The 16,078-nt window shown below is 73.1% G+C and carries 13 protein-coding genes; 5 read left to right on the forward strand and 8 right to left on the reverse strand.

The window, feature by feature from the left end:
- Positions 1-51 precede the first annotated feature (51 nt).
- The 3 genes from KBZ10_RS24730 to KBZ10_RS24740 all read left to right on the forward strand — a co-directional run bounded on the left by KBZ10_RS24730 (position 52) and on the right by KBZ10_RS24740 (position 4,170).
- The gene (locus tag KBZ10_RS24730; protein WP_210989932.1) at positions 52-1,389 is read left to right on the forward strand and encodes a PhoH family protein; all 1,338 of its coding nucleotides are present in this window, start codon (positions 52-54) and stop codon (positions 1,387-1,389) included.
- 455 nt (positions 1,390-1,844) lie between these two features.
- A complete protein-coding gene (locus tag KBZ10_RS24735) occupies positions 1,845-2,573 on the forward strand; it encodes a transglycosylase SLT domain-containing protein (RefSeq protein ID WP_210989933.1) in 729 nt (242 codons plus the stop codon).
- 130 nt (positions 2,574-2,703) lie between these two features.
- Entirely contained in the window at positions 2,704-4,170 is a 1,467-nt protein-coding gene (locus KBZ10_RS24740; protein ID WP_210989934.1) for an AI-2E family transporter, read from the forward strand.
- Positions 4,171-4,249: 79 nt separating this feature from the next.
- On the opposite strand, the gene KBZ10_RS24745 is transcribed toward KBZ10_RS24740, so the two are convergent.
- The 6 genes from KBZ10_RS24745 to KBZ10_RS24770 form a co-directional block, all read right to left on the reverse strand.
- Positions 4,250-5,935 (reverse strand): bifunctional 3-(3-hydroxy-phenyl)propionate/3-hydroxycinnamic acid hydroxylase, encoded by a 1,686-nt coding sequence (locus KBZ10_RS24745; protein WP_210989935.1) that lies wholly within the window; start codon positions 5,933-5,935, stop codon positions 4,250-4,252.
- Positions 5,932-7,098 (reverse strand): VOC family protein, encoded by a 1,167-nt coding sequence (locus tag KBZ10_RS24750; RefSeq protein WP_210989936.1) that lies wholly within the window; start codon positions 7,096-7,098, stop codon positions 5,932-5,934. The genes KBZ10_RS24745 and KBZ10_RS24750 overlap by 4 nt, the downstream gene beginning before the upstream one ends.
- A gap of 152 nt (positions 7,099-7,250) precedes the next feature.
- Positions 7,251-9,017 carry an FAD-dependent monooxygenase gene (locus KBZ10_RS24755; RefSeq protein ID WP_210989937.1) on the reverse strand — a complete coding sequence of 589 codons (1,767 nt, stop codon included), beginning with the start codon at positions 9,015-9,017 and terminating at the stop codon, positions 7,251-7,253.
- Between the two features lie 275 nt (positions 9,018-9,292).
- Positions 9,293-9,643: a DoxX family protein gene (locus KBZ10_RS24760; RefSeq protein WP_210989938.1), complete on the reverse strand. Its 351-nt coding sequence runs from the start codon at positions 9,641-9,643 to the stop codon at positions 9,293-9,295.
- Positions 9,644-9,711: 68 nt separating this feature from the next.
- Positions 9,712-11,640 (reverse strand): acyl-CoA synthetase, encoded by a 1,929-nt coding sequence (locus KBZ10_RS24765; RefSeq protein WP_210989939.1) that lies wholly within the window; start codon positions 11,638-11,640, stop codon positions 9,712-9,714.
- Between the two features lie 102 nt (positions 11,641-11,742).
- A complete protein-coding gene (locus KBZ10_RS24770) occupies positions 11,743-12,696 on the reverse strand; it encodes a fumarylacetoacetate hydrolase family protein (protein ID WP_210989940.1) in 954 nt (317 codons plus the stop codon).
- Positions 12,697-12,846: 150 nt separating this feature from the next.
- Between KBZ10_RS24770 and KBZ10_RS24775 the strand changes: the two genes are divergently transcribed.
- Complete coding sequence (locus KBZ10_RS24775) at positions 12,847-13,506, forward strand: TetR/AcrR family transcriptional regulator (RefSeq protein WP_210989941.1); 660 nt, start codon at positions 12,847-12,849, stop codon at positions 13,504-13,506.
- Between the two features lie 288 nt (positions 13,507-13,794).
- Here KBZ10_RS24775 and KBZ10_RS24780 read toward each other — a convergent pair whose 3' ends face one another.
- Together KBZ10_RS24780 and KBZ10_RS24785 are read right to left on the reverse strand one after the other, a co-directional pair.
- Entirely contained in the window at positions 13,795-14,331 is a 537-nt protein-coding gene (locus KBZ10_RS24780) for an alkyl hydroperoxide reductase (protein ID WP_210989942.1), read from the reverse strand.
- A gap of 6 nt (positions 14,332-14,337) precedes the next feature.
- Entirely contained in the window at positions 14,338-14,892 is a 555-nt protein-coding gene (locus KBZ10_RS24785; RefSeq protein WP_210989943.1) for a peroxiredoxin, read from the reverse strand.
- Positions 14,893-15,042: 150 nt separating this feature from the next.
- Here KBZ10_RS24785 and KBZ10_RS24790 point away from each other — a divergent pair, with 150 nt between their 5' ends.
- Positions 15,043-16,047: a hydrogen peroxide-inducible genes activator gene (locus tag KBZ10_RS24790; protein WP_307847594.1), complete on the forward strand. Its 1,005-nt coding sequence runs from the start codon at positions 15,043-15,045 to the stop codon at positions 16,045-16,047.
- The last annotated feature ends 31 nt before the right edge of the window (positions 16,048-16,078 follow it).

The following is a 16,078-nucleotide window of genomic DNA, read 5'->3' on the forward strand; positions in this document are numbered from 1 at the left end:
CCCCCGCGACGCCGTCGCACCCCGACCTCTTCCGAGGGGGTTCGTCCACCCGTGGTGACCAGCACGAAGCGCCGCCTGAACGACCGGCGCACCTATGTCATCGACACCAGCGTCCTGCTGGCCGACCCGTCCGCCATGACCCGTTTCGAGGAGCACGAAGTCGTGCTCCCGGTGGTCGTGGTGACGGAACTCGAAGCCAAGCGGCACCATCCGGAGCTCGGTTATTTCGCCCGGCAGGCCCTGCGTCTCCTGGACGAGTACCGGATCCGCCACGGCCGTCTGGACGCGCCCATCCCGATCGGAGACCTGGGCGGGACGCTGCGGGTCGAGCTGAACCACTCCGACCCCTCCGTACTGCCGCCGTCCTTCCTCGGCCCGGGCGGCAGTCTCGGATCCAACGACACCCGCATCCTGGCGGTGGCCAGGAACCTCCAGGCCGAGGGGTACGACGTCACGGTCGTCTCCAAGGACCTGCCGCTGCGGATCAAGGCGTCCTCGGTCGGTCTGCTCGCCGAGGAGTACCGTGCCGAACTCGCCATCACCGACTCCGGCTGGACCGGCATGGCGGAGCTGACCGTTGCCCCGGAGGAGGTGGACGAACTCTTCGCCGCCGAGAGCGCGTATGTGGCGGAAGCGGAGAAACTGCCGGTCCACACCGGTCTGGTGCTCCAGTCGGAGCGCGGCAAGGCGCTCGGCCGGGTCACGGCCGACGGGCGGGTCCGGCTGGTCCGCGGCGACCGGGAGGCCTTCGGCATCCACGGCCGCAGTGCCGAGCAGCGCATCGCGCTCGACATCCTGCTGGACCCGGAGGTCGGCATCGTCTCGATGGGCGGCCGGGCCGGGACGGGCAAGTCGGCGCTGGCCCTCTGCGCGGGCCTGGAGGCGGTGCTGGAGCGCCGGCAGCACCGCAAGGTGATGGTCTTCCGGCCGCTGTACGCGGTGGGCGGGCAGGAGTTGGGCTATCTGCCCGGCACCGAGGCCGAGAAGATGGGGCCCTGGGCGCAGGCCGTCTTCGACACCCTCTCCGCGGTGACCTCCGCCGAGGTGATCGAGGAGGTGGTGGAGCGCGGCATGCTGGAGGTGCTTCCGCTGACGCACATCCGCGGCCGCTCGCTGCACGACGCCTTCGTGATCGTCGACGAGGCGCAGTCGCTGGAGCGCAACGTCCTGCTGACCGTGCTGTCCCGGGTGGGCGCCAACTCCCGGGTCGTGCTGACCCATGACGTGGCTCAGCGCGACAATCTGAGGGTCGGCCGGTACGACGGTGTGGTCGCCGTCGTCGAGAAGCTGAAGGGGCACCCGCTCTTCGCCCATATCACCCTGAACCGGTCGGAGCGTTCGCCGATTGCCGCCCTGGTGACCGAAATGCTCGAAGAGGCCCACATCTGAGGGGAGTTCGGGGCGAATGCGCCCTGGTGTGCCACGGTGCCGCGCGAAGGGTCCAGCAGCCTAGCGCTGCGGCGTCGTGGCGCACCTCTTTTTCCGATAAAAAGAGCGCCCAAACGCGATGTGAGCTTTCCCACGCAACGGGGAATTGCCTCAACGCGTCGGCTTCCGGCAGGGTGTGGGTTCTGTCAGGCCCCGCGTACGGCACCACGAGCACCACCCCCGGAAGCGCCTTCGGGCCGGGACCGGGAGCAGCGGAGCGCGCCACCCCCGGTGCGTACCGCCAGAATTGAAGAGCGCCGCCGTACGCCGCCCGAGCACCACGCGGAACTCCCCCCGGGGAGGACGCACCGGGTCCGTGCCCCCCGTGACCAGCCGGCTCCCGCACTCGCGGGGACCGGAAGATGGGGGCCAGTGCCAGGGGCACGATTGCGTCCGCGAGGTCACCTGTGCGGGCGATGCTGGAAGGAAACCGTGTGAGCCGGATTTCGGTCCGGGGATTCGCCGTGGCGTCCGCCACCGCGGTCACCACCGTCGGCGCTGTCGTCGGTGTGGCTTCGGGCGGCACTCAGGCTTCGACCACCGAACCGGTCGAGGCCACCGCTGCCGACGCGACGCTCCTCGCAGACATACCCGCCGGGAATCACGCCCAGGCGCAGACCGCGTCCCTGACGCAGCAGGCGGACGCCCAGTCCCTCGCTGCCGAGACGGAGGCGAAGAAGTCCGCTGAGGAAGCCGCGCGCAAGCAGGCTGCGGAGGACGCGGCGGCCAAGAAGGCCGAGGCCGAGAAGGCCGCCGCGGAGAAGCGCGCCAAGGAGCGCGACGAGGCCGAGGCCAAGGCCGCCCGGTCCGAATCGCGCGCCGACGCCTCCGACTTCGGGGTCCAGAGCTCGTACACCGTCGCCGAGGTCCAGGCCATGGCGCGGCAGATGGTCCCCGCGGACCAGTTCCAGTGCTTCAGCAACATCGTGGACCACGAGAGCAGCTGGAACTACCGCGCCTCCAACCCCTCCTCGGGCGCCTACGGTCTCGTCCAGGCCCTGCCGGGGGGCAAGATGGCCTCCGCCGGCGCCGACTGGCAGACCAACCCGGCCACCCAGATCAAGTGGGGCCTCGGCTACATGAACGACCGCTACGGCAGCCCCTGCGGTGCCTGGGAGTTCTGGCAGGCCAACAACTGGTACTAGAGCCCCCGCGGGTCGGTACCCGTCCCTCTCACCACGCGTGGCCCCCGGCCCCCGTTACTACGGGCCGGGGGCCACGCGCGTGTAACGTCATTCCGACTGCCTCGGGGGAGCCGGGGGAAGTGGGAGTGATATGTCGAGACTGCCTGACTGGCTCGGGGACGCGGGTTCCGGGCTGACCGAGATCGCCGCCCGGATCAGGGAACGCCGTGCCCGTGCCGAGCAGCGCGCCGCCGAGGCGGGGGAGGCCGAGGCCGCCGAACACACCGCCGGTGCTCCCGCCGGCGCCCCCGCCCACCTGCCGGCCGGAGCCGGGAGCGCCGCGGGGGGAGGGAACGCGGCCGAGCCGGACGTCCTGGTGCCGCCCCCGCCCGCGTACGCGCCCGCCGTCGCCGCGCACCGCGACCCGGCGGCCGTCGTGCCCTGGAGCATGCGGGTGGCGGCCGAGGTCGGCTGGCGGCTGCTGGTGCTGGCCGGGACGCTCTGGGTGCTGATGCGGGTCATCAGCACCGTGCGGCTGGTGGTGCTCGCCTTCGTCGTCGCCCTGCTGATCACGGCACTGCTCCAGCCGACGGTGGCCCGGCTCCGCAAACGCGGCCTGCCGCGCGGCCTCGCCACGGCCGTCACCTTCATCACCGGCTTCGTCGTCATGGGCCTGGCGGGCTGGTTCGTGGTCTGGCAGGTCATGGAGAACATCGACAATCTCTCCGGGCAACTCCAGGACGGCATCCAGGAGTTGAAGAGGTGGCTGCTCAACAGCCCCTTCCATGTGACCGAGGCGCAGATCAACGACATCGCCCAGAACCTCAGCGACGCGGTCGGCACCAACACGGAGGCCATCACCTCCGCCGGCCTGGAGGGCGTCACCGTCGTCATCGAGGTGGCCTCCGGGCTGCTGCTCGCCATGTTCTCCACCCTCTTCCTGCTCTACGACGGCCGCAGGATCTGGGAGTGGCTGCTGAAGCTCGTACCGGCCCCGGCGCGGGACGGGGTGGCGGGCGCCGGGCCGCGCGCCTGGCTCACCCTCACCGCCTATGTGCGGGGCACGGTGCTGGTGGCCCTCATCGACGCCGTCTTCATCGGGATCGGGATCTACTTCCTCGATGTGCCGATGGCGGTGCCGCTGGCCGTCATCATCTTCCTCAGCGCGTTCGTCCCCCTGGTGGGCGCGGTGGTCTCCGGCGCGCTCGCGGTGGTCATCGCCATCGTCACCAACGGGGTGTTCACGGCCTTCATGGTGCTGCTGGTGGTGCTGGCGGTGCAGCAGATCGAGGGCCACGTGCTGCAGCCGTTCATCCTGGGCCGCGCGGTCAGGGTGCATCCGCTGGCCGTGGTGCTCGCTGTCACGGGGGGCGGGCTGATCGCGGGCATCGGCGGCGCGGTGGTGGCGGTGCCGCTGGTGGCCGTCACGAACACGGTCGTCGGCTACCTCTACCGGCACGCCGAACGGCGGGCCGTCGTCCAGGCGTCGCTGGGCGCCGGCGTCGCCGCGGTGCCGGCGGGCACCACGGTACCCGGGACCGGGGCCGGGTCCGGTTCGGGGGCCGGGGGAACACCGCCCGGGGAGCCGCCCCGCGCGCCGGACCGGCCCGCCGAGTAGCCGGCCGTCCCGGACGGCCGGCGCGGCCCCGGGCCACCCGGCGCCCGAGGGGTGCGGCCGCCCGCCCGGCAACGCCGACTCATCCGCCGTCACGACGGCTGTGCGGCAGCGGGTGTGGCGTCCCCGGCGCACGGCCGCTGCTGCACAGCAGGGGTGCCCAGGCGGCCGCGGCGGCCGCCAGGTCGTCCCCGCACGCGCCGCCGGGCCGGCGGGGCCGGGCCGCGGTGGCGAGGACGACCCGGTCGGGGCGGAGCAGGACCGCGCCCGCGGTGCCCATCCAGTGGAGGAGAGCGGCTGTTCCCGGTCCGGCGGCAGGCCGGGACCCGCCCGGGCCGGGAGGTTGCCGCCGGAGGTCGCCCAGGTGGACGACGCGGGCCTCCAGCGCTCGTGCCAGCGCTCGCAGGGCCGGGCTGAGTGGCGCGTTGGCCAGAAGCGTGAAGTCCGCGCCGAGCAGGTCGTCCAGCGGACAGGGCGCCCCATCGGCACCGGGGACCGAGGGCTGGGGGCACAGCGTCCCGGGGCGCGGCCGGCCGGGCCGGCGCCGGGGGACGACCAGGGGGCCCGGTCTCAGCGGCGGGCCGACGGCGGACAGGACGAGACCGGGGGCGCCCGGCAGGCGGGAGAAGGCGGGCAGCACGGCGTTGCGGGCCAGCGCGGCACCCGTGCCACCGCCGGTCATGACAAGGCCGACGGTCACGGCGGTACGGATCAACTGCCGTGCGTGGTGTTGGCGTTCGGCCTGGTAGGTGTCGAGCAGGGCTTCGTTCGCGCGGCCGGTCAGGACGCGGGCGAGCTTCCAGACGAGGTTCTGTGCGTCGCGCAGACCCGCGCCCATCCCCTGCCCGATGAAGGGCGGCGTGAGGTGGGCGGCGTCACCGAGCAGGAAGACACGGCCCCGGCGCCAGCGGTCGGCGACCCGGGCGCGGAAGGTGTAGGAGGCGGTGCGCAGGACGTGAAGCTCGTCCTCGGGCACGCCCGCCGTCCAGGGGGCGATCAGGGCGATCAGGCTCCGGCGGTCGGTGAGTTCCTCCGGCCGCTCGCCCGTGCGCAGGCGGAACTCCCAGCGGTAGCGGTCCTCGCCGACGCGCATGTAGGTGGCCGCCCGCCGCGGGTCGCAGACCTGGTGGACGCCGTCCCACACGGGCAGCGGCAGGCGGCAGCGGACATCGACGACCAGCCACCGCTGGGCGGCGGCCAGGTCCCGCATCCGGGAACCGATGGCATCGCGGACCAGGCTGTTGGCGCCGTCGCACCCCAGAAGGGCATCGGTCAGCAGGGTGCGGGAGACGCCGGTGTCCTCGTCCCGGAAGGTGACCTCCACCGGAGCGCCGCCGTGCGGGGACGGAGTCACGGAGATGACCTCCGTTCCTCCGCGCAGCGTCACCAGGGGATGCCCGGCGAGGTTGTCCCTGAGCAGTTGTTCGAGCTCCGGCTGGTCGAACATATTGGCCTCGGGGAAGCCGTACCGGCCGCACGGCTTGTCGCGCAGGAACTCGGCCAGCACCCGGTGGGAGCCGTCCAGGAGCCGCATGCCGCGGGCGGGGCGGGTGATCCCGCCGAACTGCTCGTGGACGCCCACGGCTTGGAGGATGCGGTGCACCTCGTCGTCCAGGTGGACCGCGCGCGGCAGCGGATACGGGGCGCGGTGGCGCTCCAGGACCAGCGTGGGCACGCCGTGGCGGGCCAGGAGGGTGGCGGCGGTCAGCCCGGTCGGCCCGGCACCGATCACCACGGCGGGCACACGCTCCGGGGCGGTGGCCGTCACCGGCTCAGTGCTCTCATCAGCCCCAGCAGCCGGGCACGGTCGATCTCGTTGTCCTCCCGCAGCGCGGAGACCGCCTGCAGGAGGGCCCCCGGCGAGGGGGCGGTGCCGAGGAAGTCCCGGGTGGCCGGCGGGCCCCACTGGGCCAGGCCGGAGGCCGACATGGCGGCCCAGCCGGGTTCCAGCGTGTGGTCGAACATGTCGCCGTCGGCGAAGTGCTCCATCATGAAACGATCGGGGTCACGCCAGTAGTCGAAGATCTGACTGCCCTGGATGTGCCGCCCGATGCCCCAGGAGTGGCGGTATCCGCGCTCGCGCAGGTACGCGCCGCCGGCGGCCAGTACGTCGAGGTCGGCGACCTGGTAGGCGGAGTGGACATAGCCGGTGTCGGGACCCAGGTGCATGGCCAGGGTGTGGTGGTCGGCGGGCTCGCTGCCGCGGTCGCAGCGGATGAAGGCCATCGTGGGGCCGCGGTCGCGCTGCCCGTCCAGGTAGAGGAAGTCGCTGACGATGAGACCCAGGTGTTGCAGATACCAGTCGAGGGCGCGCCGGAAGACCCGGGTGGACAGCACGACGTGACCCAGACGCTGCACCTGGGAGGGCGTGCGGGGCGGGCGCTGGGTGGCGTTGACGCGGGCGGGCGCGGCGGTGGTGCCGGTGTTGAGGACCAGCGGCTGCCGCAACGGCAGTGCGGCATGCTCGGCGACGCCGTGGACGACGCGGACCGGGATGCCGGACGGGTCGAGCAGGTCCACGGCGCGGCCCCCGCCGTACTCGGTGAGCGTGCGGATTCCGTGGCCGGTGGCGCTCGCCAGCCGGTCGAGGTCGGCGGCGTCGGCGGCCTGGAAGGCGGGGCCGATGAACCGGGAGGAGGGACCGCGGCGGATCACCAGGCAGTGGGTGCCTGCCATGGCGCCGCGCAGATGGAGGGTGTCATCGGTGCGGGCGGCGGTGGTCAGGCCGAAGTCGTGGGCGAAGGTCTCGGCACGGTCCAGGTCGGGCTTGGTGAACTCGAGCCAGGCGAGGTCGGTCACCTTGATGACGGGCCGGGCCGCGCGGCCGGGGTGCTCCCCGCGCAGGGCGCCCTGTTCGCTGTGCAGACCCTGGTGGGCGTCGGCCGCGGGTGCGGAGGCGGGGATGGCGTTCGGGGCGGATGGATCGTTCATGGCCTGTCCCTTCGGGCGGCTCCCCGTGACGGCGGTGTGCGGCACCGTCGCGGGATCCATGTGGCGGGTACGGGGTGGAAAGGGCGCTGCGCGGCCCCGCCGGCCGTGCGGCGGCCGGCGGAGCGGGACGCGCCGGAGGCCGGTGCGCTTCCCTACCGTGCGAGCAGGGTGCCCAGCGCGGTGGTGAGTTCGGCGGCCGCGTCGGCGGCCGCGCCCGGGGAGCGCCAGCCGATGAAGCGGTCCGGGCGCACCAGGACGGCACCCCGCGGGGTGTGCCCGCGGGCGGCGGTCCAGGTGGAGCGCGGGTCGCGGTAGCCGCCGTCGAGGTGGCCGACACGGATCGCGTCCAGCGGCAGCCCGCTCTCGGCGGCGATCTTCTCTGCGGCCTCGCACCAGTCCTGCCCCTCCTCCCCGGCGATCAGCAGGAGGCGGCCGGGGCGGACCAGTCGGGCCAGGGCCACGCGACGGCCGTCGAGGTCCTCCAGCCAGGCGTGGGGGAGCGGGTGGCCGGGGCGGGCGGCCGGCCGGTAGATGCGGACGGGGTCGGGGTTCTCGGGTGCGGGAGTGCCGTCGGGGACGACGGCGGCGGAGTCGTAGGTGTAGCCGAACTCGACGGCCAGTTCGTTGAACTCCGCGGACTGGGCGGCCACGGTGGCCAGGAAGGTGCGGCGGAAGCCGGTGTCGGCGGGGTCCTCGCTCCATAGGCGGCGGGCCTGCCGCCAGTTCTCCTCCGTGCCGGCCTGCGGCCCGCCGCCGAAGAGGCCGTTGATGACGAGGTGGTTCATGGCGTTTTCCAGCGAGCGCTGGACGTTGGTGGCGTCCGCCGGGCGCCGCTCCGACTCGTAGGTGTCCAGCAGGGCGTCGCCGGCATGCCCGTTCAGTACGGCGGCGACCTTCCAGGTGAGGTTCTGGACGTCGTGCATGGCGGAAGTCAAACCGAGTCCGCCGGTGGGCGGGTGCCGGTGGGCGGCATCGCCGGCGATCAGGACGCGGCCGGCGCGGTAGCGGTCGGCGACCACGCCCTCCAGGGACCAGCGGGAGATCATGTGGACCGTGAGCTGTTCCTCGTCCAGCCCCAGCGCCGTGCGCAGGTCGGACAACACGGACTCGTCGTCCAGCGCGCGGCCGTCCTCGGAGCCGTAGTTGAGGTGGAAGACCCACTCCTCGGACTCGGGTCCCCAGTGGTCCGGGCCCATGGGCACCAGAACCCCGGGGATGCCGAGGTCGGGCAGCCAGAGCCAGCGGATCAGCACGTCGGGGTCGGTCGCCACCCGGGACAGGTCGGCGGAGATGTGGAAGGAGACCACGCGGGCGAGGTCGCGCACACCCTCCTGGACGATGCCCACGGCGGGACCGACGGTGCGGCCCCCGTCGCAGCCCAGCAGGTAACGGGCCCGCACCCGGTAGGTCTCGCCCGTCCCGCGGTCGGTGACGGTGGCGGTGACACCCTCGTCGTCCTGGGTGAGTCCGGTCACCTCGTGGTGGAACCGGACCCTGCCGGGCGCGAGTTCCTCCGCGCCGGCGCGCAGGACCGGCTCCAGGCGGATCTGGGGCAGGTTGGCCTGCCGCTCGGGGCTGGCCGCGAGCCATTCCGGGGAGTCCCCGCCCGCTCCCCAGGCCTCCATCCTGGCGACGCGCCGGCCGTAGTCCTCGTGGTCGCCGGTCAGGCCGACGTACCAGGCGGTGTGGGACATCTGATCGGCTGGGGTGGAGGCGGCGTAGATGGTGTCGGCCACACCGCTGTCGCGCATGATCTCCATCGCGCGCTGGTTCAGGACGTGGGCCTTGGGCAGGGTCGAGGTCTGCGGCCAGGCGGTGACCAGCAGGGACTCGACGCCGATGCGGCTGAGCAGCATGGAGGCGGTGAGCCCCGCGCCGCCGCCTCCGACGATGAGGACAGGGACGTCGATGTCGTTCACGGGTACTCCGATGGGATGTCGCGGCTCGGGGCCGGGGCAGGGGATGGTTCGGGGGAGACGGCGGTACGGCGGAGGACGCTCTTCCGCGGGTTCCACGGCGGCAGTTCGCGGCCGCCGGGGGGCGTGGACGCCGACCGGATGCGGTCGGCGCGTGGAGGCGGGGCAGCGGACGCGGGTGGACGTCCGTGCGGTTCGTGGTGGTGGTCCTCCCGGTGCCCGGCCGGCGGCCGGGTGGTGAGGGCCGTGTGCCGAGGTCGGCCACGGGGGTGTCTCCGCTAGCCGGCGGCCGACAGGAGGAGGTGGGCCGCGGCCAGGGTGCCCACGACGGCGGCGGGCAGGCCACGGGCGGCGGGGTCGCCGCTGCGCAGATGGACGACGACGGCTCCGGCCATGAGCAGGATCAGGCCTGCTGATGCCGCGGCACCGAGCGCGGTGATCCGCAGTCCGGCCAGGAGCCCGGCCGCGGCCGCCACTTCGAGTGTGCCCAGCAGGCGGTAGTGGGTGGTGGTCATGCCGGCGTGGGCCGCGGCCCGCCGCATCGCGGGGACGGCCGCGAGCTTGGCCGCCCCCAGCACGAGGAAGAGCGCGGCGAGGACGACGGCCAGGGCGGTGGTGGCGATGCTCATGGGGGTTCTCCCTGTGTGCGGGGAAGGGTCTTCCGCCGTCCGGATGCGGGCCGCTGGGCCCCGTCGGGTCAGCTTCCGGGGGCGTACTGCCAGGTGAGGACGTACCGGTCGAGGGCCGTGGTGACCCGGTGCCGCACCGCCTCGTCGGCAGGGGCGGGCAGGATGACGCGGACCCCTCCGTCGTGCGGCCGGCACACGATCCGCTCCGGGTCGCACTCCGCGCCCTGGGCGGCCAGTTCGGCCAGGACCGCGCGGCGGGTGGCGTCCAGGCGCAGGCCGACCTTGTAGGGCTTGCCGACGGCGGTGAGCGGGATGGCGTCGATCACGATGACCTCCCGCGGGGCGGCGGCGCGCTCGGCGACCCGTTCGGTGGCCCAGCCGAGCAACTCGGCGGGGCCGGCCCCGGCGCCGGGGGCGAGAGCGACGTAGGCGACGGGCACCTCGCCGGCGTGCGGGTCGGGGCAGCCGACCGCCGCGACGGCCGTGACCTCGGGGTGGGCGAGGAGGGCGTCCTCGATCCCGGCGGGATCGATGTTGTGACCCCCGCGGATGATCAGGTCCTTGGCGCGGCCGGCGAGATGGACGAAGCCGTCGGCGTCGATACGGGCCAGGTCACCCGTGTCCAGCCAGCCGTCGCGGATCTTTCCGGCGGTCTCCAGCCGGGGTCCCCGGGCGGTGTGCCCGGCGACATAGCCCGCGAAGACCGCGGGCCCGCTGATGACGAGCACTCCGGTGGCGCCCGGCGGCAGGTCGTGCCACTCGCCGGTGTCCGGGTCGATCCGCACGGTCTTGACCCGCTGGTAGGGCAGACGCCGGCCGACGGAGCCGGGCCGGGTGCGGCCGGGTACGCCGAGGGTGGAGGCGCAGGTCGCCTCGGTCAGCCCGTAGCCCTCGCACAGCGGGATGCCGGTGTGCTTCTCGAAGGACTCCCGTACGGCGGGCGGCAGCGGGGAGGCGCCGACGGCGGCGAACCGCATGCTGGAGATGTCCGCGTCGACGGGGACCCGGGCGAGGACGGAGTAGACGGTGGGCACCGCCGACATGGCGGCGATGCGGTAGTGCTCCACCAGCTTCCAGAACACTCCGTACAGCTGGGGGTCGCGGTAGCCCAGCGGCCCGGCCCACACCACCGGCCGGCCGCGCAGCAGCGGGCCGAGCACGGTGACGATCAGGGCGTTGACGTGGAACAGCGGCAGTCCCGCGAACATCACCGAGTCCCTCTCCAGAGGGATGCCGGAGGCCACCATCCAGGCGTTGACGACCTGGTTGGCGTGTGTGTGCGCGGCGAGCTTCGGGGTCCCGGTGGTGCCACCCGTGTGGAAGTAGGCGGCCAGGTCGCCGGCGGCCGGGGGCTCGATGTCCACCAGCCTGTCCGCGGGATGGGACGCGGCCAGCTCCGCGAGGTAGCCCACGCGCACGCCCTCGACGGGTTCCAGGGCGACGGGTTGTGCGGGGGAGGCGCCCTCGGGCGCGGTGGGTGCCAGGGCCAGCAGGGCGTCCAGGCGCAGTGCCGCGGCGACCTGCCGGGCCGTCGCCCACACCTGCGCGTCCAGTTGCGGCCCGGCGGCGACGAGCACCCGGGCGCCGCCGCGCCGCAGCAACTGCTCGACGTGCTCGGACGCCAGGCCGGGATTCACCGGGGCCGCGATGCCCGCGGCCTGCGCGGCCAGCAGAGCGACGGGCAGCTCGGCGGTGTTCGGCGCGAGCAGGCCCACGGCGGCGCGGCGGGTGACGCCGAGCGAGCGCAGCAGGTTGGCGGTGCGGTGCACCCGGTCCCGCAACTGCGCGAAGGTCAGGGTGGCGGGGTGAAGGAAGCGTGCGGCGTCCGGCAGTACCGTCAGGGCCGGGTGGCCGGGCCACAGGCGGGCGGCGCCGAGCAGCGCCTCGTAGGTGGTGGCGGGCAGACCGCGCTCGTGCAGCGGGACGGCCTCGATGGCGGCCGGGTCCGCGGGGCTGCCGAAGGCGGGCCACAGCAGGTCGGTGGGTGTGAGTGTCACCGGTTCGCCTTTGCGGGGTGAAGGAGGGGCGGGCGATGGGGGCGTGGCCGGCCGGGTACGGGGAGCCGGGCGGCCGGTCCCGGGCGGGGAGCCCGGGAGCCGTCAGCGGGCGCGCACGACCGTGCGCTGTTCGCCGAGGTCGAGTACGCCGTCGTCGGTCGCGATGCGGGCCGTGACGACGTCGCCGTCCTTGAGGTAGTCGGGGTTCGCCCGCTGGCGGGCGAAGAACTTCTGCCAGCGCTTGTGCGGGGGCAGCAGGGCGGCAAGCGTGGTCAGGAGCTTCCCCGGTGACCTCAGTGCGGTGCCGCCGGGTGTTCCGGTGAGCAGGACGTCACCGGGCTCCAGGGTCTGGAAGCGGGCCAGCAGGGTGAGGGCCCGCGCGGGCCGGACGATCATGTCCGCGGCGGTGCGGTCCTGCCGGGTGGCGCCGTTGACCCGCAGCGTGAGCCGCAGGTCCGGCAGGCGGGCCAGCTCGTCGGCCTCGGCCAGGAGCAGTCGGGGGCCGAGCGGGGTGAAGGTCGGGTACGACTTGGACTCGTAGAACTGGGTCTTGGGCAGTTGCAGGTCACGGGCGCTGACGTCGTCGGCGACGACCAGCGCGGCGACGTACCGCGGCAGGGTGGAGTCGGTGACCTCGGTGCCGACCGGCAGGTCCGCGCCCAGCACCAGCCCCAGCTCGACCTCGTAGTCCAGGAAGCTCACGTGCGGCGGACGCACGATGTCCTGGCGGGGGCCGCTGACGGAGCCGGAGGCCTTGCGGAAGAACGCGGGCGGGACGGTGTCCGGGTCGAACCCGGAGTCCACCGCGTGGGAACGGTAGTTGACCATCTGGGCCACGACCCGGCAGGGGGTGGTGACGGGCGACAGCAGCTCCGTCTCAGCCGCGGACCGCCCGGCGTCGGGGTCGGCGGCGGCGCGGGCGGCGGCCTCCCGCACGGCGGAGCGGTCGGCCAGCAGGGCGGCGGTGGTGTCCGCGTCGGTGCCGACGCGGTGCAGCCGTCCCGTGCCGCTCTCCACCCACCAGCCGTCTGTGGTGCGGACGACCTGGATACTCATCGGCTCTCCCGAGTCCTGGACGGTGTCGACCGGACGCTCCTGAGAGCACCTCCGGTCACTGCTGATGAAATCATCATTGCCGATGAGTGAATCGTCAATAGCCGTCAATGCTGATGTAACAATCAGCACTGATTGATCTAAGATGTGGGGATGAGTACCGACGGACAGGGCCGGGCCACCGGTCAGGCGCCCAACCGCCTGGACCGGCGCAAGGCCCGCACCCGGGCCGCGCTGGTCGCGGCGGCGCAGAGGCTCGTCGCCGAACAGGGGCGGGCCGATGTGAGCATCCAGGAGATCACCGAGGCGGCGGACGTCGGCTTCGGCTCCTTCTACAACCACTTCACCAGCAAGGACGAACTGTTCGACGCCGCTGTCGCCCTCACCCTGGACGAACACGGGGCGCTCCTGGACTCCGTCGTGGGAGACCTGGAGGATCCGGCGGAGGTCTTCTCCGCCAGCGTCCGCATGACCGGCCGCCTGCAGCGCACCCACCCGCAGATGGCGAGAATCCTCGTGCGCACGGGCATGCCCTACCTGACCTCCGAGAGCGGCCTGGCCCCCCAGGCGATGCGGGACCTGCAGGCTGCCGCCGGCAGCGGACGGCTGGACATCGACGACCCCCGCACCGCCGTCGCGATGGCGGGGGGTGCCCTGCTCGGGGTGCTGCACCTCCTGGAGACCCGCCCCGACCTCGACGCCGGGCGCGTCACCGATCAACTGGCCGCCCGCCTGCTGCGCATGTTCGGTCTGACGCGGGCCGAAGCGCAGGAGATCGCCACCCGGCCCCTGCCCGCGCTGCCCGAGTCCTGACCCGGTTGATCGCTGACGCGGGAAGGGCCGGCGGGGCCGGAGGGGCCGGAGGGGTGCCGGAGCCCTCCGCCGTGTCTCGCTCCGGCCGACCGGGCCGGCATGCCACGGGGCCGCGGAAGCGGCACTCCACCGTGCCACCGGCCGGCGAGCCTCCGGCCCGGAGAACGGCCGGAGGTTCGAACGCCCGTTCCCCGAAAGGGTTTTCGGGGCAGTGGTCCCCCCCCGGACACGGCGGACCGGCGAACAGCGTCTCGCCGGCGGCCTTACCGCCGCCGTGCGGCGTCCGGATCAGAGTCCGGCCAGGACCTCTTCGGCGTCCAGGGTCGCGGCGACGGCCTGGATCACCGAGGCGATCTTGAACGCCTCCTGGACCGTCTCCCGGTCGGCACCGCCCTTGCGCACGACCTGCTCGTGCGAGTCGAGGCAGGCGCCGCAGCCGTTGATCGCGGAGACGGCGAGCGACCACAGCTCGAAGTCGGTCTTCTCCACGCCCGGGTTGCCGATGACGTTCATCCGCAGGCCCGCGCGCATCGTGCCGTACTCCGGGTCCGACAGCAGGTGCCGGGTGCGGTAGTAGACGTTGTTCATCGCCATGACGGCGGCGGCGGCCTTGGCGGCGGTGTACGCCTCCGGCTTGAGGTAGGACCGGGCCTCCGGCTCCAGCTCGCGGAGCACGATCGGGGAGCGCGAGGCGATCGCGCAGGCGAGCACGGTGCCCCAGAGCTGCTGCTGCGGGAGGTCGGAGTTACCGATGACCGAGCCGAGGTTCAGCTTCAGATCCTTGGCGTAGTCCGGGAGGGCGGACTTCAGCGTGTCCAGTGCCATACCGGATCACTCACCCGCGAGGAGCTTGACCGGGTCAAGGGTCTCCTCGCCCTGCTTCCAGTTGCACGGGCAGAGCTCGTCGGTCTGCAGGGCGTCGAGCACCCGCAGGACCTCCTTGGGGTTACGGCCGACGGAGCCGGCGGTCACCATGGTGAACTGGATCTCGTTGTTGGGGTCCACGATGAACACGGCGCGCTGCGCGTAGCCGTCCTCGCCCTCGACGCCGCAGTCGCGCATCAGCTCGTGCTTGGGGTCGGCGAGCATCGGGAAGGGCAGGTCACGCAGGTCGGCGTGGTCCTTGCGCCAGGCGTGGTGCACGAACTCGGAGTCGCCGGAGACGCCCAGGATCTGCGCGTCGCGGTCGGCGAACTCCTCGTTCAGCTTGCCGAAGGCGGCGATCTCGGTGGGACAGACGAAGGTGAAGTCCTTCGGCCAGAAGAAGACGACGCGCCACTTGCCTTCGTAGGTCTTGTGGTTGATCTGCGCGAAGGCCTTGTCCGCGTCGAGGTCGACACAGGCGGTCAGGTCGTAGGCGGGGAACTGGTCTCCGACGGTGAGCACGCGATCTCCTTGCGAAGGTGGAACGCACCTTTTGGGGGCATTCCTGTGGGTTGGACGTTCCTCACCTTTTCATAGCTGCTATTGATCAAAGAAATCGACACGCGTCGGCACATTGATAGGATCCACCTATTGACAGGAGGAGGGTGAGCGGTGTCCGCCGTACGAGGAATCGCGCGCAACGGCGCACGTCAGCCAACTCTCGCGCAGCTGCGGGCCTTTGCGGCCGTGGCCGAGCAACTGCACTTCCGTGACGCGGCCATCGACCTCGGAATGAGCCAACCCGCCCTCTCCGGCGCCGTGTCCGCGTTGGAGGAGGTGCTCGGAGTGCGGCTCCTGGAGCGTACGACACGCAAGGTGCTGCTGACACCTGCCGGAGCCCGGCTGGCCGCGCGGGCCCGTACGGTCCTGGAGGCCGTCGGGGCGTTCCTGGAGGAGGCCGAGGCGGCGCGGGCCCCGTTCACCGGAACGCTGCGCTTCGGCGTGATCCCGACCGTGGCGCCGTATCTGCTGCCCGCGGTGCTGCGGCTGGTCCGCGACCGCTACCCGGAGCTGGAGCTCCAGGTGCACGAGGAGCAGACCGCCTCCCTGCTGCACGGGCTCGGCCGGGGCCGGCTGGACCTGCTGCTGCTCGCGGTGCCGCTCGGCGCCCCCGGGGTGACCGAACTCCCCCTCTTCGACGAGGACTTCGTGCTCGTCACCCCGCGTGAGCATCCGCTCGCCGACCGCTCCGGGATCCCCCGGGAAGCCCTGCGCGACGTCGATCTCCTGCTGCTCGACGAAGGCCACTGCCTGCGCGACCAGGCGCTGGACATCTGCCGCGAGGCGGGCCGCGAGGACGGCGCGCGAGCCGCCACCAGCGCGGCCGGGCTCTCCACCCTGGTCCAGCTCGTCGCCGGCGGACTCGGCGTCACGCTGCTGCCGCGCACCGCGCTGCGGGTCGAGACCGGGCGCTCCACGCGGCTGGCGACCGGCTGCTTCGCGGACCCGGCACCGTCCCGCCGGATAGCGCTGGCCATGCGCTCCGGCGCGGCCCGGCGGGAGGAGTTCGAGGCGTTCGCGGACGCGTTGCGCGAGGCGCTCACGGAACTGCCGGTACGGATCCTGCCGGGGCCGGCCCCCGCCCCGGCCCTGGCTCCGCCGCCGGCGGGGGCGTAGCCGAAGCCCGCTGGCGGCCGGGGCCGGGCAG

The sequence above is a fragment of the Streptomyces sp. F63 genome, assembly GCF_018070345.1.
Lineage (GTDB): Bacteria > Actinomycetota > Actinomycetes > Streptomycetales > Streptomycetaceae > Streptomyces.